Consider the following 23,415-nt stretch of genomic DNA (forward strand, 5'->3'; position numbering starts at 1 on the left):
GATTTTAAGGTGATAACTTATCCCGCCCACGGGCCGGAATAGTCGGAAACGATCTTGTCCATATCAGCGCGGGGGCGCTCTGGCATCTTGTTTTCGGCTGTACCAATATGAACGAAACCAGCCACGCGTTCATTCGGCGCGAGACCGAGAAACGCGCGGGACGGCGCGTCATTTGAATACCAGTTGGTGATCCAGTTGGTGGCATAGCCGAGCGCATTGGCGGCAATGCAGAGGTTCATCGCAACGGCGCCAGCCGACAGGAACTGCTCCCATTCCGGAATGCGCTCATGTCCCACTGGGGACGATATAATGCCGATCACCAGCGGCGCGCGCGAGAATCGGGTCAATTCCTGCTCCTTGCGGCCTTCCGGCAGTGGGCCTTCGCGCTCTTCGGCGCGCTTGACCAGCAACTCCCCTACCCGCTTGCGAGCATCGCCGCGGTACAAAATGAAGCGCCAGGGCGTGAGGCGGCCATGATCGGGAACGCGGGCCGCGACCTTGAGCAGTTCGGCCAGTTCTTCACCTTCCGGTGCCGGAGCGCCGATTGCGGAAATCGGCGTGGAACTACGCTGAGCTAGAAAATCGAACACCGGATGCGCCACGGGAAACCTCACGACTGGAACTTGCTAAAACCTGAACTGCCACTCCGGTTTAGAGAGGGCCGCCTCTTCTCGCCCGTCACAGGGGCGGTGTAAAGTCAAAACTCTGGCAAACCGCAGCACAGCCATGGTTAAAAAAATGCCGGTGGCAGAAACGATTTGGCCTTGAATTCGACACCGGCATGGGATCAAAAAAGCTATGTCGGTTTTCAAACTTCTGCCTTGCGTTCAAATATCCCGATACTTTCGCGGCAAATGGGTTGCTGTCGCACTGCTATCCGCGATTCCGGGTGTACCCGCATGGGCGCAGGGTCTCGATCCTGCTGCCGAGGCAAGCAGTGGATTGAACCTGCCTGAACCGCCGCTTGATCTGCCAACGCTCAGCCCCTATGCGTCACCGACGAGCCCGGAAAACAATCCCTTGATGAAAACCAGTGAACTGGATCTCAAGGCACGCCTCGTGGATGATGGCAGCGACATACCAACGGGTTTGGTCTGGCGCGTTTTCTCTCCCAATGTCGGGCCAGACGGACAATTGCCGCTGATCGCCAGTGCACAGGGCGGAAGCGCTGTCTTCAATCTGCCGGAGGGAAGTTACCTCGTTCATGTGGCCTATGGGCGCGCTGGCGCAACCAAGCGCATTACGCTTGGTGGCAACGCCCGACAGGAACTCATGATGCTCGATGCGGGCGGGATGAAGCTGAGTGCGGTTCTGCCCGACAAAAGCAAGATTAACAATGATCTGCTGCGGTTCTCGATCTATGCGGACGAAGACAATAGTGATCGTTCCTTGATCGTTCCCGATGTGAAGCCCAATGCGATCATCAGGCTCAATAGCGGCACCTACCACGTCGTTTCCAACTATGGTTCGGCCAATGCGATCATCCGTGCCGATATTCGTGTCGAAGCAGGCAAACTCACCGAAGCCACGGTCGAGCATCGTGCTGCGGAAATGACCCTCAAGCTCGTGCGCGAACGGGGCGGTGAAGCGCTGGCCGACACGTCGTGGTCCGTTCTCAACGCCTCGGGCGATGTGGTGCGCGAAAGTGTGGGTGCCTATTCCTCGCTGGTGCTGATCGAGGGCGATTATGTCGCCGTCGCAAAGAACAAAGACCGCATCTATCAGCGGGATTTCAAGGTTACGTCTGGAAAAAACGAAGAAGTCGAAGTCATTGCCAACAAGGAATCTGAGGCATCTGACGACAGCCTCGACTGAGATTCTAAATTCCGCTGAGATAAAAAAGACCGCGCTAAGGCGCGGTCTTTTTGTTTGGAGCGAGGCGTTTGTTATTTGCCGCCATTCTTGAGACGGATCAAATCCGGCGGGGTGGCCTCTTCGGTCAGACGGGCAATAGCCTCATCAAGCGTCATCGATTCCTGATCGCGAGAGCCGAGGCGGCGCATATTGACCGTCTGTTCTTCCGCTTCGCGCTTACCGCAAACGAGAATGACTGGAACCTTCTGGAGCGAATGTTCGCGAACCTTGTAGTTGATCTTCTCGTTGCGCAGATCGGTGACGACCTGCAAACCGGCAGCCTTCAGCTTGGCGGCTGTTTCGACCGCATAATCATCGGCGTCCGAAGTGATCGTCGTCACCACAACCTGAACCGGCGCGAACCAGAGCGGCATGTGACCGGAGAAGTTCTCGATCAGAATGCCCAGGAAACGCTCCATCGAACCGCAGATGGCGCGATGGATCATGACCGGCTGGCGCTTGTCGGATTCCTTGTCGATGTAGAACGCTCCAAAACGTTCCGGCAGGTTGAAATCGACCTGCGTGGTGCCGCACTGCCATTCACGGCCAATGGCGTCTTTCAGCGTATACTCGAACTTCGGTCCGTAGAACGCACCCTCGCCCGGCAGAATGCCGGTCTTGATGTCGTCTGACTGCTGTTCGATTTCTTCCAGAACCTTCATCATCACGCTCTCAGCGCGATCCCACAGCTCGTCGGAACCGACGCGCTTTTCAGGGCGGGTCGAGAGCTTGATGGTGATCCCTTCGAAGCCGAAATCCTTATAAACCGACAAAATGAGATCGTTGATGCGCAGGCATTCCGCTGCCATCTGCTCTTCGGTGCAGAAGATGTGCGCGTCGTCCTGCGTGAAGCCGCGTACGCGCATCAGGCCGTGCAGAGCGCCGGACGGCTCGTAACGATGGACGTTGCCGAACTCGGCAAGCTTGATCGGCAGATCGCGATAGGATTTCAGGCCGTGCTTGAAAATCTGCACGTGACCTGGGCAGTTCATCGGCTTCAATGCAAAGACGCGGTCGTCGTCGGTATCGTCACCGGCAACCGTCACCTTGAACATGTTGTCGCGATACCAGCCCCAGTGACCGGAGGTTTCCCAGAGCGACTTGTCGAGGACCTGCGGCGCGTTGACTTCCTGATAGCCGTGGCTGTCGAGGCGACGGCGCATATAGCTCACCAGATTCTGGAACATTTTCCAGCCCTTGGCATGCCAGAACACGACGCCCGGACCTTCTTCCTGAAAATGGAACAGGTCCATTTCGCGGCCAAGACGACGGTGATCGCGCTTCTCAGCCTCTTCAAGCATATGCAGATAGGCCTGAAGGTCGTTGTCGTTGGCGAAGGCGGTGCCATAGATGCGGGTCAGCATCGGATTGTTGGAATCACCGCGCCAGTAAGCACCGGCAACCTTCATCAGCTTGAAGGAATTGCCGATCTGGCCGGTGGAAGCCATATGCGGACCACGGCAAAGATCGAACCAGTCACCCTGGTAATAGATCTTGAGGTCCTGACCTTCCGGAATCGCATCGACGAGTTCGACCTTATAGGCTTCGCCCTTGTCGGCAAAAACCTGCCTGGCCTTGTCACGCGACCAGATTTCCTTGGTGAACGGCTTGTTGCGCTGAATGATCTCGCGCATCTTCTTTTCGATCACCGGAAGGTCGTCCGGGGTAAACGGTTCATTACGCGCAAAGTCGTAATAGAAGCCGTTTTCGATGACGGGGCCGATGGTAACCTGGGTGCCCGGAAAAAGCTCCTGAACGGCTTCAGCCAGGACGTGCGCCGTGTCGTGGCGGATCAGTTCGAGCGCGCGCGGATCTTCGCGGGTCAGAATCTCGATCTTGCCGGAAGCGCCAAGCGGATCAGAAAGATCGCGCACGGTGCCGTCGACGGCATAGGCCACCGCCTTTTTTGCGAGAGATTTGGAGATTGATTCCGCGAGTGCAGTGCCGGTGGTCGACGCATCATAGTCCCGTACGGAACCATCGGGGAATTGCATGGAAACGGTATTCGACATTCTATTCGTCCTTATCCAGTCCCGCCAACGATTGCGGGTGGTTCATGATCATGCGTGCTTGTATCGTGAGGCTTCTAATATTTTTTGTCCGGCCAGTAAAGCACGGCATCCCGACAAGGCTATTTGTCGGGATTTATAAGCCAATTTGTAAATGGGATTTCAGCCCTTGATAGGCAAGCAGTCGATATTCTGCTTTTTCAACTTGGCGCAGGCCTTTTCGGCGGAAGCGGAATCCTTGAAGCCGCCAAACCAGACGCGATAGACCTTGCGGCGCTTGCCGTCCGGCGAAATCTCGCCCTTCAGCCCATGAGCGACCTGATCCACCGCGGGACGGAACTTTTCCTGAAGTTCGTTGGCTCCGGCACGCGTGGGTGTTGCTGCAAGCTGAATGCGCCACGCCGCGCCTGCCGATGCGACGAGATAGCCGCCGTCGCCCTGTTCAATCTGGGAATCGTCGATCAAGTCCGCAACCGAATCTCTTTTCGGAGCTGCTTTTTGCGCTGGCGCTAAAGCGACCGGCTTTGCCATAGCCACAGCCGTGCCCTCGCCGCTGGCATTGCCATAGCGGGTCAGAAGCTTGGCCATCTGGCCGTCCCGCTCGCCTGCCGACCCGGCGCCCAGAACAACGCCGACAAGATGCTTGCCATCAATGATCGCGGACGAAACAAGATTGTAGCCGGATACATTCGTATAGCCGGTCTTGATTCCATCGACGCCGCCATAACGGTACATCAGGTTGTTGTGGCCGTTATAAACCCGGCCGCGATAGGTGAAGGAGCGCTGGGAAAACAGCGCATATTGGTCCGGGAAATCACGGCGCAGCGCCATGCCAAGCACCGCCATGTCGCGTGCTGTGGTGAGCTGCGTCATATTGGCGGTCAGTCCTGACGGATTGACGAAGAAAGTGCTCTTCATGCCGATCTGGCGTGCGCGCTGTGTCATCAGACGCCCGAAGGCCGCTTCGGACCCGCCGATATATTCGCCCATCACAGTGGCAGCATCATTGGCCGAGATGATGATCATTGCATTGACGGTGTCGCGCACTGAAATGGTTTGCTCCGGCTTGAGCCATAGCTTCATGCGGACTTTCGCAGCGGCATTTTTGGAGACGGGCATCTCGTCATCCCAATGGAGACGACCCGTCTTCAGCGCTTCGAATGTGATGTAGAGCGTCATCATCTTGGCGAGCGAGGCCGGTGCGCGCTGGAAATTCGCGTCGTCCTGACCAAGTATCCGATTGCTATCAGCGTCGAACACGACCCACGACGGCTTTGCCAATGCTGTAGAGGCACACAGAACGGTGGCTCCAAACGCTACGGAAGCAACGAAACGTGCGAAACGGGACGGCGATGTTAGCATGATGGCTCGCGGATATGGAATTGCTAGCTGGATGTGCAGGCAAATTGCGGCCTGAAAAAGACCATAACGATGCCTCAATTCTTATTCCCTAAGAAACATTGATATCGTTAATGAATTCTAAGCATCGCGTAAAAACATGGGTATTTAGTCGTGAGGAGCCGAACAGCGCCAGTAGCGCCAGGGCAAATACCATTTGAGGTCGCCCGCCAGTTCGCGCGGCACCGGATCGAAACCATGGGTGCCGAACGGGCCACAGCGCATGACGCGAAAAAGCCCCATCCAGCCGCCGCTCCACAGGCCGTGGCGGGCGATTGCCTCATAGGCATATTCGGAACAGGTCGGCATATGGCGGCAGGAGTTGCCGATCAGCGACGACAGCGTCAGCTGATAGAGTCGAACGAATGCCGTGCCAAACACCCTCCCCGGCGTTTTGCGCCAGCCATCGGTGAAGTTGCGGCTGTATCGCTTTGCTTGAGGCGGCGTATCAGTCGTGTGGTCTTTACCACAGGAACACATGGCGTCAGGCGGCCTTGGCTTTGTCTTCGATCTGGCGAATGCAATCGACAATAGCATCGAAGGTCAGAAGCGTCGATGCATGGCGGGCCCTGTATTCGCGCACCGGCTCGAAATATTTGAGGTCTTCGAATCGCCCTTCCGGAGCCGGGGCGTTTTCCTTGAGCATGGCATACATTGCACCGCGGACGGCTTTCAGTTCGTCGGCGGTCGCGCCAATGATATTGCGCGCCATGACCGACGAGGACGCCTGCCCCAGTGCACACGCCTTCACCTCATGCGCAAAATCGGTGACGACACCATTGGCCATCTTGAGATAGACGGTGACCGTCGAACCGCACAGTTTGGAATGCATCGTTGCGACGGCATCCGGCTCGGCCAAACGACCGATACGCTCCATATTGCCCGCAAATTCCAGAATGCGCTTGTTGTAAATGTCGTCGATCATATGCGTGAGCCTTCCGCCCGGTATGCTGGCTATGCAGCCTCATGTTCTTACATGGTGCCAGCAGTCAGGAACTTCAAATCCGTAGATAGCGCCAGATTCAGCTGATTTCGAATCCTGCCCCTGCCGCTTTTCATTGCGCCGAAATGATACGAATTTCACAATGGTGACACCAGCCTGAGAAAAAACAAAAAAATGTTTTTCGACGGCAGTTTGAAGTTGCAATTTACTCCCTATATATTAGGCAAGTAATGCCTGCACTTTGGATGGTGTCAGGACGTTGGACTTAAAACTATTGTTGAACGTTCTGATAGTGTGTTTTAGAGCATGATAACGTATAAAAAAGCCTTTGTGCTTTCAGGTATCATGTTTTAGCACAACGCCGTGGTGGCGGCATGAAAACCTGTCCGGTGGGCCTAAACCGCCGGATCAATACATCGCCCGCTCGCAAAGCGTATCGTTGTATTGTCCGTTTAACTCGTCTCCTCCCCGAAGGAGACTACTGGAGAATACTGATGGACGCGCGCATCCTCAAAGAAGATGACGAATCCGGCCTGCCTTCGAAGAAGCAGGCAAATGTAACCCCGTTGCACGGCACGCCAACGCAGGCCGACGCGGAAGCGGCAGTCCGCACGCTTTTGCTGTGGGCTGGCGATAATCCGGACCGCGAAGGCCTTCTGGAAACGCCAAAGCGTGTTGCCAAAGCCTATAAGGAGCTTTTTTCCGGTTATGCGGAAAGCCCCGAAGAAGTGCTTGGCACCGTGTTCGAAGAAGTCGCCGGTTATAACGATATGGTGCTGGTGAAGGACATTTCCTTCTTCTCGCATTGCGAACACCATATGGTTCCGATCATCGGCAAGGCGCATGTCGCCTATCTGCCCGACCACAAGGTTGTCGGCCTGTCGAAGATCGCCCGCGTGGTCGATATTTTCGCGCATCGCCTGCAGACGCAGGAAAGCATCACCGCCCAGATCGCCGACAGCATTCAGACCATTCTGAAGCCACGCGGCGTTGCCGTGATGATCGAGGCCGAGCATATGTGCATGGCCATGCGCGGTATCCGCAAGCAGGGTTCGACCACCATCACCACCACCTTCACCGGTGAGATGAAGACCAAGGTGGATGAACAGGTGCGCTTCATGACCCTCTCGCGCAGCAAATAATGCACTGTCCCGAAAGGTTTCGGCTTTTCGGGCATGCATGACCGACGTTTTTCAAATATTTCGAGGCACGTGGTATAAAGCCCGTGCCTCTTATCCGTTTCAGGCGAGACAATGACGACCTTCCCTGCCCAGCCTTCCGATAAAAAGACGATAGAAGAAGGTGCGGTATTCATGCCGCGCTTCGACGCTTCCGGCCTCATCACGGCTGTCGTCACCGATGAACGGGACGGCGTGCTTTTGATGGTGGCTCATATGAATGCGGAGGCGCTGAGCCTGACGCTGGAAACGGGCATCGCGCATTACTGGTCACGCTCGCGCAACACACTTTGGAAGAAGGGTGAAACGTCCGGCAATCTGCAAAGCGTCATCGAATTGCGCACCGATTGCGATCAGGACGCCTTGTGGCTGAAGGTTCGCGTCGCTGGCGACGGTCCCACTTGCCACACCGGACGCCGGTCCTGCTTCTACCGGCAGGTGGTTACCGAGAACGGTGAAACGACGCTGGAAATGGAAGCAAACGGCGCTTGCGATCACGATCATTGATCGTTTTCAATTCGATGTGATGACGCGAATAGGTCTCGCGTCATCAATTTGCAGCATTTATTCTTTGGATACCAAGTTTCGCTAGTCTGAACGAAACGATGAGGTGTCCGTGGTGATGCTTAACTGGGGGGTAAGGCGCAGGACTGTCAGTGTAGACGTCGAAGCACCTGCTCAGGAAGTCATTGAGAAGCCTGAAATCAAGCGTGAGCCGCGCAAGATTGCGCTGGCGCTTGGCGGCGGTGCTGCACGCGGCTGGTCGCATATCGGTGTGCTGCGCGCGCTGGACGAGGCCAATATCAAAATCGAAATGATTGCCGGCACATCCATCGGCGCGCTTGTCGGGGGCTGTTATCTGGCGGGCAAGCTGGACGAGCTGGAAGAATTCGCCCGCAGCCTGACCCGACGCCGCATGTTCAATCTCCTCGACATTACCTTTCGCGGCAGCGGTCTTTTCGGCGGCATGAAGCTCGATGGACGCCTTCGTGAACATCTCGATGGCCTGCGGATAGAAGAGCTTACACGGCCCTTTGTGGCGGTCTGCACGGAGTTGCGTACCGGCCATGAGATATGGCTGTCGTCGGGGCCGCTTGTGGATGCCATGCGGGCTTCCTATGCCCTGCCCGGCGTGTTTGAACCCGTGCGCTGGGACGAGCGCGTGCTTGTCGACGGTGCGCTTGTCAATCCTGTGCCGGTTTCCGTTTGCCGCGCCTATGAGCAGCGGCTCGTTCTGGCGGTCAACCTTCATTACGATCAGTATGGCCGCGCAGCGGTCATCAAACACGCGCAGATGCGTCAGGAAAGTCTGCCCGGCGCTGTCCATGGCGAAAAGGAAGCGCGTCTGGGAATCACCGGCGTGATGATGGACGCCTTCAACATCATCCAGGACCGCATTTCCCGTGCACGTATGGCGGGCGATCCACCAGACCTTTCGCTGATGCCTGTGGTTGGCCAGATTGGCCTTGCAGATTTTCACCGCGCTTCCGAGGCAATCGATGCCGGATATGTCGAAACGATCAAACGTCTGGAGGATATCCGGCGTCTTCAGGGCATAGCGGGCTGATTTTTCAGTTTTTCACGAATCTTCTGGAGCGAGGATTCGCGATTCTTCGGACTTGCTGATCGTGTCAGCTGTTTTTGCGCTCCCAAGACGGGCTCTGTGAAGATTTTCTGAAAAAATATCATCCGAGGGAAGCCTTTGAAAAAGCCCGCAAAATAAGGGTTCCCAGTATTGGTGATGGTGAACGCGACGCGGTTTTTCACATTCTTTTCGAAAAAGATTGGCTGATGATGCAGATGGGGCTTGTGCACCCCAAGGTGATTTGCTAAATGCCCACTCGCCGGAGCAATTCGGCTTCTACCACGGGCGGTCGTGGCGGAATTGGTAGACGCGCAGCGTTGAGGTCGCTGTGGGGCAACCCGTGGAAGTTCGAGTCTTCTCGACCGCACCATTCTCTTTATAGAGAATTGAAATCGTTAGATTTTAAGCAAACGCCCTTTCGGGCGTTTTTGTTTTCCGGCTTAAGAAAGTGCTTCTCCAGCGCAAAGAAAACCCCGCCGGAGCGGGGTTGATCACTTCATTTGCGATCCAGTTCAGATCGGATCATTTCGCTATGTTCGCCCAGATTGGGTGAGCGATGGTCGGTTTTCAGTTCGGCATCCGAGAAGCGGATCGGCGTACGCAACCCCGGTACGCCCTGCGGATCGATCTTCATCCCACGTGCGATGAATTGCGGATCGGCAAAGACATCGGCAACCGAGTTGATTGGCCCGGCCGGAACGCCGATCTTTTCCAGACGCGCCAGAAGGTCGTCGCGCTTCCATCGCCGCGTGCGCTCTTCCAGCCGTTCTGTCAGTGCCGTCCGGTTCGCGACACGGGCAGCATTGGTGGCAAAACGTTCGTCGCTCGCAAGCTCAGCAAGCTCCAACAGGCCGACCAGCCGGCCAAACTGGCCGTCATTGCCGCAAGCGATGATGAAATAGCCGTCGGAAACCGGCAGCGTCTGATATGGCGCGATATTGGGATGTGCGTTGCCCATGCGCTTCGGGGATACGCCGGAAGCCAGATAGTTCATGGCCTGATTGGCGAGAACTGCTGACATGCAGTCGAACAGCGCCATATCGATGTGCTGCCCCTTGCCCGTGCGCTGGCGCATGATCAGCGCCGACTGGATGGCAATCACGCTATAAAGGCCGGTGAAAATGTCTGCAAAAGCCACGCCGATCTTCTGCGGTTCACGGTCCGGCTCGCCAGTCAGATCCATGATCCCGCCCATGCCCTGGATCATGAAGTCATAACCTGCCCTTTCGGCATAAGGGCCATCATGGCCGAAACCGGTGATGGAGCAGTAGATAAGGCGCGGATTGACGGCCTTGAGGCTCTCATAATCAAGTCCATATTTATCGAGGCCGCCGAGTTTGAAATTCTCAATGACAATATCTGCATCGGCCGCGAGGCGGCGCACCAGCTCCTGCCCTTCTTCCGAGCGGAAATCCGCTGTAATCGAGCGTTTGCCGCGATTGCAGGCATGGAAATAGGCAGCCGACTTCTCGCCTTCGACTTCAATGAAGGGAGGCCCCCATTTGCGCGTATCGTCGCCTTCCGGGCTTTCGACCTTGATAACGTCCGCTCCCAGATCGGAAAGCGTCTGACCGACCCACGGGCCTGCCAGAATACGGGCCAGTTCAACCACCTTCAAACCGTCAAGCGGTGTGTTCTGCATTTCGGATACCTCGAGAAAGTAGAAAAGCCCGCCCGCGAGAAGCGAGCGGGCCTTGGGAGGATAGTGCGGGCGGTTACGATCAGAAGAAAGCCTGAATGCCGGTCTGCGCGCGTCCAAGGATCAACGCGTGAACGTCATGCGTGCCTTCATAGGTATTCACGGTTTCGAGGTTCTGCGCGTGGCGCATGACGTGGTATTCGATCTGGATACCGTTGCCGCCATGCATGTCGCGGGCCTGACGGGCGATATCGAGCGCCTTGCCGCAATTGTTGCGCTTGACGATGGAGATCATTTCCGGGGCCATCTTGCCTTCGTCGAACAGACGACCGACGCGCAGCGATGCCTGAAGGCCGAGCGTGATTTCGGTCTGCATGTCGGCGAGCTTCTTCTGGTAAAGCTGCGTGCCAGCCAGCGGCTTGTCGAACTGCTTGCGGTCGAGGCCGTATTGACGCGCGCGGAACCAGCAATCTTCGGCGGCGCCCAGAACGCCCCACGAAATGCCGTAGCGCGCACGGTTGAGGCAGCCGAACGGACCCTTGAGGCCCGATACGTTTGGCAGCAGCGCGTCTTCCGAGACTTCCACGCCGTCCATGACGATTTCGCCGGTGATCGAAGCGCGGAGCGACAGCTTGCCACCGATCTTCGGGGCGGAAAGCCCCTTCATGCCCTTTTCAAGCACGAAGCCGCGAATGGCATTGTCATGGGCTGCGGACTTGGCCCACACCACGAACACGTCAGCGATTGGCGAATTCGAAATCCACATCTTTGAGCCGGTCAGGCGATAGCCGCCGTCGATCTTTTCGGCGCGGGTCTTCATGCCTGCAGGGTCGGAACCGGCATCCGGTTCGGTCAGACCGAAGCAGCCGATCAACTCGCCGGAGACGAGACCCGGCAGATATTTCTTGCGCTGTTCGTCAGAGCCATAGGCGTAGATCGGATACATGACGAGCGAGGACTGTACGCTCATCATCGAACGATAACCGGAATCAACGCGCTCGACTTCGCGCGCTACGAGGCCATAGGCAACATAACCGGCATTGGCCGCGCCATATTCTTCCGGCAGCGTCACGCCGAGAAGGCCAGACTGGCCCATGAGGCGGAACAGTTCCGGGTCGGTGGTTTCGTCGAGATAGGCCTTTTCCACACGCGGCAGCAGAACGTCGCTCGCGAATGCCTTCGCGGAGTCGCGGATCATGCGCTCGTCTTCGGTCAGCTGTTCGTCGAGCAGAAAGGGATCTTCCCAGTTAAAGGCCGTACGCGACATTAGAAATTCTCCTCATTTCAGAATTGACCGGACTATGAACCGCAGGGCGTCAGGCTGCAAACGATGTTTACTCATCGATCTATTCCATTTAGTAATAGATCATGACGACACTCTCGCGACGGCTCCTTCCCTCCACCAGTGCGCTTGCGGCGTTTGACGCTGTTGCGCGGCTTGCAAGCTTTTCTGCGGCTGCAGAAGAACTCGCGCTGACACAAGGCGCGGTCAGCCGTCAGATCGCGACGCTCGAAGAACAGCTTGGCACAGCACTTTTCGACCGCACCAGCCGCCACGTCGTGCTGTCGGATGCGGGACGCGCTTATTTTAATGCCGTTGCGCCTGCCCTTTCGGTTATTCGGGCCGCTTCGCTTCAGGTCATGTCGCAGATGCGTGGCAAAACATTGAACCTCGCTTTTCTGCCCACATTCGGCACGCGCTGGCTCATTCCGCGTATTCCGCGCTTTGTGGCACAATTTCCGGATATTATTCTGAATTTCGCGACCCGTATCGGCCAGTTCGACTTTGACCGTGAAGGTCTGGACGCGGCCATTCACATCGGCCAGCCGGATTGGCCGAATGGCGATTGCGTGTTTTTGATGGATGAAACGGTTGCGCCGGTTTGCAGCCCGGCTTTTTTGAAGGAGAACCCGGTGTCAGCGCCCACCGATCTTCTTCGGCTGCCCTTGTTCAACATGGCTTCGCGACCGGGAGCGTGGGATCACTGGTTCCGCAGCCTTGATATCACCGTGCCAGCGCCGGGTGGCATGCGGTTTGAACAGTTTTCCAATGTTTCGCAGGCTTGCATCGCGGGGCTGGGCGTTGCCCTCATGCCGCTTTTTCTGATCCGCTCGGAAATCGACAGCGGGCAGCTTGTGGTGGCCTACCCGCACACGGTCAAAAGCCCCAGCAGCTATTATTTCGTCACACCGAAGGCGCGCGCAAACACGCCTGCAGTCAATGCGTTTCGCGATTGGCTTCTGGGTGAAGTCAATCGCGAATTCGATCCTCACGCTATCGAGTTGCTGACAATCTCGTAGGAGCGCAGGCGCTTCTTGTGATCGTGGATCATGCCGGTGATCATCAACTCATCAGCGCCGGTGCTTTCGGCAAAGGCCTGAATGCCCTTTGCCACCGTTTCAGGCCCGCCGACCACGCGGCACGACAGCATCTGGCGGACAAGCGCCTGGGCTGCCGGATCAAGCTGCTCCATGTAGCCGGCTACAGGTGCGGGTAATTTTCCGGGACGACCGCTGCGCAGGTTTACGAATGCCTGCAATTGCGAGGTGAAGAGATAATGCGCCTCTTCGTCGGTATCTGCTGCGATCACGTTGAGGCCGAGCATGACGTAAGGCTTCTGCATATATTCCGATGGCTCGAAACGCTCGCGATAAAGCGCGATGGCGCGTTCCATCTCCGCTGGTGCAAAATGCGATGCAAAAGCGTATGGCAGGCCCAGCATGGCCGCAAGCTGCGCGCCGAACAGGCTTGAACCTAGAATCCAGACCGGAACCTCAAGCCCCTCGCCTGGAACGGCGCGGACGCGCTGGGCGGGTTCCGCCGGTTTGAAATAATTGAGCAGTTCAACCACGTCCTGCGGGAATGCGCTGGCATCGCCGTCGAGATTGCGCCGCAAGGCGTGCGCCGTGATCTGGTCGGTTCCGGGCGCGCGGCCAAGGCCGAGATCGATACGGCCAGGAAAAAGCGACGCCAGCGTGCCGAACTGCTCGGCAATCACCAGCGGCGAATGGTTCGGCAGCATGATGCCACCCGCGCCGACGCGAATCGTCGAAGTGCCATTCGCGACATAGCCGATCACGACCGATGTGGCGGCACTGGCAATGCCGGGCATATTGTGATGTTCGGCCAGCCAATAGCGATGAAAGCCAAGTTTCTCCGCGCGCTGTGCAAGCTCAAGCGTGTTGCGCAGAGACTGTCCGGCATCGCTGTTATCGGGAACGGGCGAAAGATCGAGTACGGATAAAGGTATCATGCTGGCTCATATGGGCTTGAATACTGCAGTTACAACTGCCGCAAAGAAATAGGGCACCCTAGAAATAGGGCGCCCTATACTTAATTCAAAGCAACTAAGAGTGATCGAACAATCCTAATGTGGTTGTGCCGGGGCTGAATCATGCCCCTCTTCCGGCGAAGCCACATACTCGCCTTCCACATCCTTCTTCGCGATGAAGGTGTAGAACATTGGCACCACGAACAGCGTAAACATCGTACCAATCACGATACCGGTGAAAATCACCAGACCCATCGAATAACGGGCGGCGGCACCGGCGCCGGTTGCAATGATCAGCGGAACGACGCCAAGCGCCATGGCTGCGGTGGTCATCAGGATCGGACGCAGACGGGTTTCAGCGGCGGCGACGATTGCATCGCGACGCGAAAGCCCGTGCAGGCGGCGCTGCTGATTGGCGAATTCCACCATCAGAATGCCGTGTTTGGTTATCAGCCCGACAAGGGTGATGAGACCAACCTGCGTGTAGATGTTCAGCGTGCCGAGACCGATATTGAGCGGCACGATAGCGCCGAAGATCGAAAGCGGCACCGACATCATGATGATGAACGGATCGCGGAAGCTTTCGAACTGCGCAGCCAGAACCAGATAGATCACGATAACGGCGAGGCCGAAGGCGATCAGGATGGTGTTGCCCTGCTCCACTTCCAGACGCGACTGACCGGAATAATCCAGGAAGAAGCCTTCCGGCATCTTCGCCTTGGTCAGATCCACAAGCGTTTGCAGGCCCTGGCCGGTGGTGACGCCCGGCAGAGGCAGCGCCGAAATCGTCGCCGAATTGAGCTGGTTGAACTGCTCGATTGCGGCAGGCGATGCGTTCTGCGTGATCGTGATGACTGATGATAGCGGGATCATCGAACCCGAAACGCTGCGGACATAGAATTCACCAAGCTTTTCGGGATTCGAACGATAGACATCAGGCACCTGCGTGATGATGTCATAGCTGTTCGAATCGCGGTCGAACTTGGCAATCGACGCACCACCAGTCAGTAGGCCGAGCGTTGCACCGATATCACTGACCTGCACGCCAAGCGTTGCCGCGCGGTCACGGTCGATGGTGATCGTCGTTTCCGGCGCGTTGAAGGACAGCGAGTTCTGCACGATGATGAACTGTCCCGAAGCTTGCGCTTCGTTCTTGATCTCTTCGGCCAGTTCGAAAACCGTGTCCGCCGGGCCCGTAGACTGCAAGGCAATCGAGATCGGCAAACCGCCACCTGTGCCCGGAAGCGATGGTGGAGCGAAGACGAAAGCCTGCACGCCGGCAACTTTGGTCAGACGGTTGGTGAGGTCTTCCTGAATCTGCTTCTGCGAACGAGTACGGTCGTTCCAGTCGCTTAGCACCCAGAGTGCGATTCCAGAGGTGGTGCCGCCATCCATGCCGACGATCTGGAAACGGGTCTTCTGCTCAGGCAAATCCTTCGTCAGCGCATCGATCTGTTCGGCGTAAAGGTTCGTATAGGCCGAAGTCGCATATTGCGGCGCCTGGAACATTGAGAACAGTGCGCCCGAATCTTCTTCAGGAGCCAGTTCGCTCGATGTGTTCATGAACAGAAAGCCTGTCAGGCCCATTAGCGCCACAACGATCATTAGCGTAATGCCGCGATAGTTCAGCGAGTTGGAGACCCGGCGATGATACCATTTCTCGACACGCGAGAAGGTGCGGTCGATGAACTTCTGAAACCGCGTTTCGCTGCCATGCTTGAGCATGCGCGAGCACATCATCGGAGAGATGGTCAAGGCCGCCACACCGGAGATGATAACGGCACCCGCCAGCGTGAAGGCGAATTCGCGGAACAGCGCGCCGGTCAGACCGCCGGTGAAACCGAGCGGAGCAAACACGGCCGCCAGCGTGATCGTCATGGCGATGATCGAGCCGGTGATTTCCTTCATACCTTTGAAGGCGGCATCCATAGGACGCAGGCCCTCTTCGATGTGGCGGTGAATATTCTCCAGAACGACGATGGCATCATCGACCACGAGGCCGATAGCCAGAACCATGGCCAGCAGCGAGAGAAGATTGATCGAGAAACCAAGCGCGAACAGGAAGAAGCACACACCGATCAGCGAGATCGGAATGGTCACAATCGGAATCAGAACCGAACGGAACGAACCAAGGAAGACGATGATGACCAGAATAACAATGGCCACAGCTTCGCCGATGGTCGTGAACACTTCCTTGATCGACGAACTGATCTGTTCGGTCGCGTCATAGACCAGAACCAGAGACATGCCTTCCGGGAGCGAGTTCTGGATTGATGGCAGTTCCTTGTTGACGGCAGCCGCCATGTCGATCGGGTTTGCCGCTGGTGTCGGATAAACGCCAAGGAACGTACCAGCCGAGCCGTTGAACGACACGATGGTGTCCGTGCTTTGGGCCGCCAGTTCCACCTTCGCCACATCGCGCAGGCGCACGACTTCATCACCCGAAGTCTTGATCGGCATTGCGCCGAAGGCTTCCGGTGTTTGCAGCGTGGATTTGAGCGTGATCGCCGACGCGACATATTCGTTTTTGGTCGTGCCGGGGGCCGACAGGAAGTTCGACGCATTGATTGCGGCCAGCACTTCCGGTGCTGTGATCTGACGCGCCGCCAGCTGGATCGGATCAAGCCAGACGCGCATCGAATAGACCTGACCACCGAGGATTTCAGCCTTGGCGACGCCCTGAATGGTGGACATGCGCGGCTGGATGACGCGTTCCAGATATTCGGTGATCTGCTCGCTGGTCATGTTCGGGTTCTGCGCAGCCAGATACATGGTTGCGAAGCTCTGGCCCGTCCCCTTGACGATGATCGGATCATCGGATTCATCCGGCAGATCGCCGCGAACCTGATTGACCTTGGCGATAACTTCCGTCAGCGCGGCATCCGGATTGGCGCCAAGCTTCATCTGCACCGTCACCGTGCTCGACGATGGGCGGCTGGACGAGGTCACATAGTCAATGTTTTCTGTCGTCGCGACCGATTCAGCGATAGGCGCGGTTATGAAACCCTGAATGAGTTCAGCGCTGGCACCGGCATAGTTGGTGGTGATGGTGATGACCGTTTCGTCAACCTTCGGATATTCGCGCACCGAAAGCTGCGCGATACCCTGAAGGCCGAGGAGAATGATCATGAGGGCGACCACCGTTGCAAGAACGGGTCGCCGAATGAAAATATCTGAAAAACTCATCGGTTCGCCTATTTCTTGTCAGCCGGATTGGCCGGGTTAACCGCGTTGTCGATGTTCACCGGAACGCCGGGCGAAAGCCTGTTCTGGCCAGCGGTGATGACGATGTCGCCTGCCTTGAGGCCGCTGGTGATTTCCACCACGCCATTGTAGCGACGGCCAAGCTTGACGAAGACCTGCTGCGCGACCAGCTTTTCGCCTTCTGCGGGCTTTGCATCGGCAGCAGGTGTCTTGGCCTCTTCGGCTGGCTTTGCTGCTTCCGCATTGGCCTTACCCTCTTCGGCCTTCTTTTCCGGGCGAACGGCATAGACATAATCGCCATAAAGGCTCGACACGATCGAAGTCTGCGCAATGGCGAACACATTGCTTTCTTCAGGCAGTTCAACGCGCACCTGCACGAACTGACCAGGCGTCAGCTTGTGATCCGGGTTCTTGACTTCGGCGCGCACAGAAACAAGGCGTGTGGTCGGGTCGATCTTCGGATCGATACCGACAATCGTGCCGGTGAAGTCGAGGTTTTCAGCCGTGGAGCCGACCTTGACGGTCTGGCCGAGCTTGATGGAGGCCAGCGACTGTTCCGGCACAGTGAAATCGATGCGCATCATGTTGGTGTCCTGCAAGGTGGCAATCACCGTGCCGGGCGTCAGATACTGACCGATATCGACCTTGGCGATACCGATAACGCCGGAAAACGGTGCCTTCACCGTCTTCTGCGCCAGCGTTGCGCGCATCTTTTCGACCGCTGCTTCAGCGGCATTGGCGACCGATGCCGTCGTATCGACGTTAGAAACGGCACCGACGCCGCGTGTCCGCAGCGTATCGGCGCGCTTCAGATTCTGCTGGGCAAGAACGGCCTGCGCCTCGGCGGCGACAAGATCAGCCTTCTGGATGCTGTCTTCCAGCTGCAGCAGCACATCGCCCTGCTTCACGTCCTGATTGGAGGTGAAGTTAATCTTCTGCACGATACCGTCGAGCTGAACCGTCAGGTCAACGCCGTTCAGCGCATGAGCCGTACCGATGGCTTCAACACCCGGCTGCCATGTACCCGGCTCAACCGTGATGGTCGAAACCGTCTGGGCTGGCTGCTGCATAGTGGCGAAAAAGTCCTTGATGGCCTTCGATCTGAACAGATTGAAGCCGACAAGCCCCCCGACGACGATCACCAGGAACACGATTGCCAGAATTAGGCGCTTTATCATTGCGGTTGTACTCCGGGGTGGCGCCCTGAACGCTGTTAAAAAGCGTCGAGGGGGGACGTTGAGCGCATCCCTTGGCCATCACACAAAGGTCGCGCGTATTTTACTTGAATTAGCGGAGCGAATAACTGTACCGTCTGGACGGTATTGTCAACTCATGAACTGTCAGGAGACCCGGCGAAGTTGTTAGCTAAAAAGAAGGTCTCTTCGCGTGATCGTATTTTACGCGCGGCAGTTGAGCTAGCCCGGGAAGTGGGGCCGGCTCATATTTCACTTGACGCCGTTGCCGCCCGAGCCGGGCTGTCGAAAGGCGGATTGCTTTATTCTTTTCCGACCAAGGCAAAGCTGCTTGAGGGCGTTGTCGAAGAATATATGAAAGAACATGAGCGCGCGATGGAGGTTCAGGAAACGCTCCAGTCCGGCGATAAAAACCGCGTTGCGCGGGCTTTTCTGGATGTTTACCGCGTTCAGGCCGACGATGAACCACCCGCTTGTGGCGTTCTTGCGGCACTTGCCGAAGATCCGGGTTTCATGGTGCCCGTTCGCCAGTACCATCGGACATTTCTCGACCGCATGATCAAGGATACGACCGATCCCGATACGGCGCTGATCGTCTATCTGGCCGTGGCCGGGCTTGAGTGTTCCAAATTGATGGAATGCGAGATTGTCACTGATGAAGAGCAGCGTGCCGTTCTCTGCCGTTTGGAAAACATGCTGACAGAAAACTGACAGTATTTAAGAAAAAAGGGCGCCGAGCGCCCTTTTATTTAACAGTCTGCGAATCACAGAGCCGGAATGTCTCCCCGCTCCCACCCCGCGGTGGTTTCAGCGGCAAAATCGTTGAATCGCCCTTCGGCAATCGCTGCGCGGATGCCCTTCATCAGATACTGGTAATAGGCCAGATTGTTCCAGGTCAGCAGCATGGCGCCGAGTGCTTCACCGGACTTCACCAGATGGTGCAGATAGGCGCGACTGTAGTCGCGCGACGCCGGGCAATCGGATTCCGGATCGAGCGGACGGTGATCGTCAGCATGGCGCGCATTGCGCAGATTGACCTTGCCAAAACGCGTGAAGGCCAGACCGTGACGCCCTGCGCGGGTTGGCATGACGCAGTCGAACATGTCGATGCCGCGCGCGACAGATTTTAAAATATCGTCCGGCGTGCCGACGCCCATCAGATAGCGCGGCTTTTCAGCGGGCAGGATCGGACAGACGACTTCCAGCATGTCCAGCATGACGTTCTGCGGCTCGCCGACAGCAAGGCCACCCACCGAATAGCCCTTGAGGTCCATGGCTTTCAGCGCTTCGGCTGAACGCTCGCGCAGACGGGCATTGTCGCCGCCCTGCACAATGCCGAACATGGCCTTGCCCGGCTGGTCGCCAAAGGCCACCTTGCAACGCTCGGCCCAGCGAAGCGACAGTTCCATCGCGCGCTCGGTGTTCTTTTCCGGCGATGGCAACGCCACGCATTCATCGAGCTGCATCTGGATATCACTATCCAGCAGGCCCTGAATTTCGATGGAACGCTCCGGCGTCATTTCATAGGCTTTGCCGTCGATATGCGAGCGGAAGGTCACGCCCTTCTCATCAAGCTTGCGCAATTGTGCCAGCGACATGACCTGAAAACCACCGGAATCGGTCAGGATCGGGCCTTTCCAGCCGCCGAATTCGTGCAATCCGCCAAGGCGGGCAACACGCTCTGCGCCGGGGCGCAGCATGAGATGATAGGTATTGCCGAGGATGATATCCGCGCCAAGGTCCTTCACCTGGTCCATATACATGGCCTTGACTGTTCCGGCTGTGCCGACCGGCATGAAGGCAGGCGTGCGCACCACGCCGCGCGGCATGGAAATTTCACCCTGACGGGCCGCGCCGTCGCGGGCGAGGACTGTGAATTCAAAATTTTCGCTGGTCATGGCCGTTGTCTATTATGTCAAGCGCGTTCAAGCAAGCTGCCGTCGCCGTAGGAATAAAAGCGATAGCCGGTTTCAATGGCGCGTTCATAGGCAGCGCGCATGGTGTCGAGGCCGCTGAAGGCGGAAACCAGCATGAACAGCGTCGAACGCGGTAAGTGGAAATTGGTCATCAGCATGTCGACTGCGCGGAATTTATAGCCGGGCGTGATGAAGATGTCGGTCGGGCCGGACCAAGGACGAATGAGACCATCCTCGCCCGCAGCACTTTCAATGAGCCGGAGCGACGTCGTGCCGACACAAACCACGCGGCCACCGCGCTCATGCACGGCGTTCAGCGCATCCGCAGTCTTCTGCGAGACATAGCCGATCTCGGAATGCATTTTGTGGTCGGTGGTGTCGTCGGCCTTGACGGGCAGGAAAGTCCCCGCCCCGACATGCAGCGTCACGAAATGCTCTTCAATGCCCTTGGCCTTGATCTTTTCCAGAAGGTCGGGCGTGAAATGAAGCCCGGCGGTGGGGGCTGCGACAGCGCCTTCCTCACGGGCATAAACGGTTTGATAATCGCTGCGGTCGCGGTCGTCTTCCGCGCGCTTCGAAGCGATATAAGGTGGAAGCGGGATATGTCCGACAGCAGCGATTGCTTCATCCAGCATCGCGCTGGACAGATCGAACACGAGAAGCGCCTCGCCCGCCTCGCCTTTCTCGGCAACGGTTGCGTCGAGGGTGCCAAGAAAGCAGCTTGAACCGGAATGACCGAAGCGGATGCGGTCGCCTTCCTTGACGCGCTTGGCCGGGCGCAGAAACGCCGCCCAGCGATCTGGTCCCATCCGCATATGCAAGGTTGCGCTGACTTGGCTGATATTGCCGTCGCGTTCGCGCATACCTTCAAGTTGTGCCGGTATCACCTTGGTATCATTAAAAACAAGCGCATCGCCCGGCTGCAGAAGATCGGGCAGATCATAGACGTGACGATCCTCGAAAGGCTGGCCCGGAACAACACGCAAAAGCCTCGCATGATCGCGCGGCTCCGCTGGGCGCAGGGCAATACGCTCTTCCGGCAGATCGAAATCGAAAAGATCAACACGCATGATAGGCCTCGTACATAGCTGCGGCCCCGGTATGAACCGGAGCCGCAATTTTCATTGGAAATAGTCGATCAGGCGTCGGCTGCGATGCGGGCAGACACGATCTTGTCCGGGTCGGTGACCGGCTCGCCGCGCTTGATCTTGTCGACATTGTCCATGCCTTCAATGACCTGACCCCATACGGTGTACTGGCGGTCCAGCCAGGGAGCATCGGTAAAGCAGATGAAGAACTGCGAGTTGGCAGAATTCGGGTTCTGGCTACGTGCCATCGAAGCCGTGCCGCGCTTGTGCTGGGTGTTGGAGAACTCAGCCTTCAGGTCCGGCTTGTCCGAACCGCCCATGCCAGCGCGCGAGCCGTTGAAATATTCGCCGCCCGACTTGCCGAACTTCACATCGCCGGTCTGCGCCATGAAGCCGTCAATGACACGGTGGAACACGACGCCATCATAAGCGCCTTCACGCGCCAGTTCCTTGATGCGCTCGACATGGCCCGGAGCCAGGTCGGGATAGAGTTCGAGCACGACATTGCCCTTGGTGGTTTCCAGAACGAGCGTGTTTTCGGGGTCTTTGTAAGCCATTGGGCCTCTCCTGTTTCAATGCGTTCGATAAGACGCGTTGTATTGGATATTTATTTCTGAATGGTCGCCTTGACGATCTTGTCCGGGTTTTCGACGGACCCATTATCGGATTCGCTGCCCTTCTTTATCTTGTCCACGGCTTCCATGCCGCTGACAACTTTGCCGACAACCGTATATTGGCCATTCAGGAAAGCACCGTCGTCGAACATGATGAAGAACTGCGAATTGGCGGAATTCGGGCTCTGGCTGCGGGCCATGCCCACCGTGCCGCGCACGAAAGGTTCTTTCGAGAATTCAGCCTTGATATCAGGCAGTTTGGAGCCGCCGGTGCCCACGCGCGACGCGTCAAAGCCCTTGTTCATATTGCCGAATTCGACATCGCCGGTCTGGGCCATGAAGCCCGGAATGACACGATGGAAGGCAACGCCGTCATAGGCGCCTTCGCTTGCCAGCTTCTCGATCTGGGCCACATGCTTCGGCGCGAGGTCGGGACGCAGCTGGATTGCGACATCACCGTCCTTGAGCTTCAGAACGAGCGTGTCCGCCGCATTGGCGATGGAGGCCATCACGCCTTGAGACAGTGTAAAAATCGCGGCAGCGGCAAGCGCCGAACGGATAAATTTCATGATCGAAAAACTCCCAAACCTCAGGATTTGAATTTTGCTTCAAGGGCAGCGGCCACAACAGCCGGTACGAAAGGCCTGATATCGCCGCCCATGGACGCAATCTGGCGAACCAATGTGGCGGTAATGGTGCGCACGGCAGGATCGGCCGGCAGGAAAACGGTCTGCAATTCCGGCGCCATAGTGCCGTTCATGCCCGCCATCTGCATTTCGTAATCGAGATCGGTGCCGTCGCGCAGGCCGCGCACCATCAGCTGCGCCTTATGCTTGCGCGCCGAGTCGATCACCAATCCATCAAAGGAGATAACGGAAACGCGCGCTCCATCACCGCCAAGAACAGCTTTCGCGCTCTGGCCGATCAGTTCCACGCGTTCCTCAAAACTGAACAGCGGCTTCTTACCGGGATGCACGCCAATGGCGACAATAACCTCATCGGCAAGGCGCAAAGCACCTTTCAGGACATCCATATGGCCGTTTGTCACCGGGTCGAAGGAGCCCGCATAGATCGCGATTGTCATTTCTTCCAGCTAGCCTTTTCTGACAGGATTTTCAACAAGAACCAGAACGATAAGAAAATAGAAACCAAGAAACCAATTGAACGCGATGTGAACGATGATTTCACGGCAAGTTCACAACCGATTTACCAGAATAGGCGCAAGTTTGGTGCAACCTTTTCGTTTCTGAAGCGTATGTATGTCGAAAGGATATGACGATGATGATCTTTCTTCTGGCATTATCCATGATGGTCGCAATGGCCGCATCGGCAATCATATTGCTCCTCGAGGAGAACGAAGCCAAACGCCAACGCGTGCGTCAGGTGGCCTTCGACCTCAACAGCATGCGCAACATGCGCTCACGGTAATTCGTATCTTCCTGGCTTGAACACTCGCCTTTCGGCTTGAGATTGAGCATCCAGAAGAAGAACACATCACCGGCGGTATTCCCGAAACAAATCA

22 protein-coding genes and 1 tRNA gene are annotated in these 23,415 nt (G+C 57.0%); 8 read left to right on the forward strand and 15 right to left on the reverse strand.

What is annotated here, in order from left to right; translation table 11 throughout:
• Positions 1-17 precede the first annotated feature (17 nt).
• Entirely contained in the window at positions 18-602 is a 585-nt protein-coding gene (locus WIX40_RS08595; protein WP_140025079.1) for a nitroreductase family protein, read from the reverse strand.
• A 196-nt stretch (positions 603-798) separates the two neighbouring features.
• On the opposite strand from WIX40_RS08595, the gene WIX40_RS08600 reads away from it, so the two are divergent.
• A complete protein-coding gene (locus tag WIX40_RS08600) occupies positions 799-1,815 on the forward strand; it encodes an RgsD C-terminal domain-containing protein (RefSeq protein ID WP_235891999.1) in 1,017 nt (338 codons plus the stop codon).
• A gap of 71 nt (positions 1,816-1,886) precedes the next feature.
• On the opposite strand, the gene thrS is transcribed toward WIX40_RS08600, so the two are convergent.
• The 4 genes from thrS to WIX40_RS08620 form a co-directional block, all read right to left on the reverse strand.
• Entirely contained in the window at positions 1,887-3,866 is a 1,980-nt protein-coding gene (thrS, locus tag WIX40_RS08605; RefSeq protein WP_109369083.1) for a threonine--tRNA ligase, read from the reverse strand.
• A gap of 159 nt (positions 3,867-4,025) precedes the next feature.
• Positions 4,026-5,225, reverse strand: a complete 1,200-nt coding sequence (locus WIX40_RS08610; protein ID WP_339439822.1) for a serine hydrolase — start codon at positions 5,223-5,225, stop codon at positions 4,026-4,028.
• Positions 5,226-5,369: 144 nt separating this feature from the next.
• On the reverse strand, positions 5,370-5,741 hold the full coding sequence (gene yidD / locus WIX40_RS08615; protein ID WP_109369082.1) for a membrane protein insertion efficiency factor YidD: 372 nt from the start codon (positions 5,739-5,741) through the stop codon (positions 5,370-5,372).
• A 4-nt stretch (positions 5,742-5,745) separates the two neighbouring features.
• Positions 5,746-6,186 (reverse strand): iron-sulfur cluster assembly scaffold protein, encoded by a 441-nt coding sequence (locus tag WIX40_RS08620; RefSeq protein ID WP_109369081.1) that lies wholly within the window; start codon positions 6,184-6,186, stop codon positions 5,746-5,748.
• 512 nt (positions 6,187-6,698) lie between these two features.
• On the opposite strand from WIX40_RS08620, the gene folE reads away from it, so the two are divergent.
• From folE to WIX40_RS08640, 4 genes are all read left to right on the forward strand, one after another.
• Positions 6,699-7,346 (forward strand): GTP cyclohydrolase I FolE, encoded by a 648-nt coding sequence (gene folE, locus WIX40_RS08625; protein WP_109369080.1) that lies wholly within the window; start codon positions 6,699-6,701, stop codon positions 7,344-7,346.
• Positions 7,347-7,457: 111 nt separating this feature from the next.
• Positions 7,458-7,889 carry a phosphoribosyl-AMP cyclohydrolase gene (gene hisI / locus WIX40_RS08630; RefSeq protein WP_109369079.1) on the forward strand — a complete coding sequence of 144 codons (432 nt, stop codon included), beginning with the start codon at positions 7,458-7,460 and terminating at the stop codon, positions 7,887-7,889.
• 112 nt (positions 7,890-8,001) lie between these two features.
• Entirely contained in the window at positions 8,002-8,949 is a 948-nt protein-coding gene (locus tag WIX40_RS08635; RefSeq protein ID WP_371831119.1) for a patatin family protein, read from the forward strand.
• Positions 8,950-9,252: 303 nt separating this feature from the next.
• Positions 9,253-9,337: transfer RNA gene (locus WIX40_RS08640), tRNA-Leu, on the forward strand.
• A 126-nt stretch (positions 9,338-9,463) separates the two neighbouring features.
• Here the strand turns inward: WIX40_RS08640 and WIX40_RS08645 are convergent.
• Positions 9,464-10,609, reverse strand: a complete 1,146-nt coding sequence (locus tag WIX40_RS08645; protein ID WP_109370229.1) for a CaiB/BaiF CoA transferase family protein — start codon at positions 10,607-10,609, stop codon at positions 9,464-9,466.
• A gap of 79 nt (positions 10,610-10,688) precedes the next feature.
• Complete coding sequence (locus WIX40_RS08650; RefSeq protein ID WP_078338624.1) at positions 10,689-11,873, reverse strand: acyl-CoA dehydrogenase; 1,185 nt, start codon at positions 11,871-11,873, stop codon at positions 10,689-10,691.
• A 101-nt stretch (positions 11,874-11,974) separates the two neighbouring features.
• Here WIX40_RS08650 and WIX40_RS08655 point away from each other — a divergent pair, with 101 nt between their 5' ends.
• Positions 11,975-12,907, forward strand: coding sequence for a LysR family transcriptional regulator (locus WIX40_RS08655; protein WP_109368983.1), 933 nt, complete (start codon positions 11,975-11,977; stop codon positions 12,905-12,907).
• Here WIX40_RS08655 and WIX40_RS08660 read toward each other — a convergent pair.
• From WIX40_RS08660 to WIX40_RS08670, 3 genes are all read right to left on the reverse strand, one after another.
• Entirely contained in the window at positions 12,877-13,860 is a 984-nt protein-coding gene (locus WIX40_RS08660; protein WP_109368982.1) for an LLM class flavin-dependent oxidoreductase, read from the reverse strand. The two genes, WIX40_RS08655 and WIX40_RS08660, sit on opposite strands and share 31 nt — an antisense overlap.
• Positions 13,861-13,974: 114 nt before the next feature.
• Positions 13,975-17,064, reverse strand: a complete 3,090-nt coding sequence (locus tag WIX40_RS08665) for an efflux RND transporter permease subunit (protein WP_109368981.1) — start codon at positions 17,062-17,064, stop codon at positions 13,975-13,977.
• Between the two features lie 8 nt (positions 17,065-17,072).
• Positions 17,073-18,260 (reverse strand): efflux RND transporter periplasmic adaptor subunit, encoded by a 1,188-nt coding sequence (locus tag WIX40_RS08670; protein WP_109368980.1) that lies wholly within the window; start codon positions 18,258-18,260, stop codon positions 17,073-17,075.
• A gap of 180 nt (positions 18,261-18,440) precedes the next feature.
• Between WIX40_RS08670 and WIX40_RS08675 the strand changes: the two genes are divergently transcribed.
• Entirely contained in the window at positions 18,441-18,986 is a 546-nt protein-coding gene (locus WIX40_RS08675; RefSeq protein ID WP_109368979.1) for a TetR/AcrR family transcriptional regulator, read from the forward strand.
• Positions 18,987-19,039: 53 nt separating this feature from the next.
• On the opposite strand, the gene tgt is transcribed toward WIX40_RS08675, so the two are convergent.
• The 5 genes from tgt to coaD all read right to left on the reverse strand — a co-directional run bounded on the left by tgt (position 19,040) and on the right by coaD (position 22,977).
• Positions 19,040-20,173: a tRNA guanosine(34) transglycosylase Tgt gene (tgt, locus tag WIX40_RS08680; protein WP_109368978.1), complete on the reverse strand. Its 1,134-nt coding sequence runs from the start codon at positions 20,171-20,173 to the stop codon at positions 19,040-19,042.
• Positions 20,174-20,190: 17 nt separating this feature from the next.
• A complete protein-coding gene (gene queA / locus WIX40_RS08685) occupies positions 20,191-21,261 on the reverse strand; it encodes a tRNA preQ1(34) S-adenosylmethionine ribosyltransferase-isomerase QueA (protein WP_109368977.1) in 1,071 nt (356 codons plus the stop codon).
• Positions 21,262-21,329: 68 nt separating this feature from the next.
• On the reverse strand, positions 21,330-21,836 hold the full coding sequence (locus WIX40_RS08690) for a peptidylprolyl isomerase (RefSeq protein WP_339439823.1): 507 nt from the start codon (positions 21,834-21,836) through the stop codon (positions 21,330-21,332).
• A 50-nt stretch (positions 21,837-21,886) separates the two neighbouring features.
• Positions 21,887-22,462: a peptidylprolyl isomerase gene (locus WIX40_RS08695; RefSeq protein WP_109368975.1), complete on the reverse strand. Its 576-nt coding sequence runs from the start codon at positions 22,460-22,462 to the stop codon at positions 21,887-21,889.
• Between the two features lie 20 nt (positions 22,463-22,482).
• A complete protein-coding gene (gene coaD, locus WIX40_RS08700) occupies positions 22,483-22,977 on the reverse strand; it encodes a pantetheine-phosphate adenylyltransferase (protein ID WP_109368974.1) in 495 nt (164 codons plus the stop codon).
• A gap of 194 nt (positions 22,978-23,171) precedes the next feature.
• Here coaD and WIX40_RS08705 point away from each other — a divergent pair, with 194 nt between their 5' ends.
• Entirely contained in the window at positions 23,172-23,321 is a 150-nt protein-coding gene (locus WIX40_RS08705; protein ID WP_167836029.1) for a hypothetical protein, read from the forward strand.
• Positions 23,322-23,415: the final 94 nt, after the last annotated feature.

Origin of the sequence: Ochrobactrum teleogrylli, from assembly GCF_037482325.1 — a bacterium.
GTDB lineage: Bacteria > Pseudomonadota > Alphaproteobacteria > Rhizobiales > Rhizobiaceae > Brucella > Brucella teleogrylli.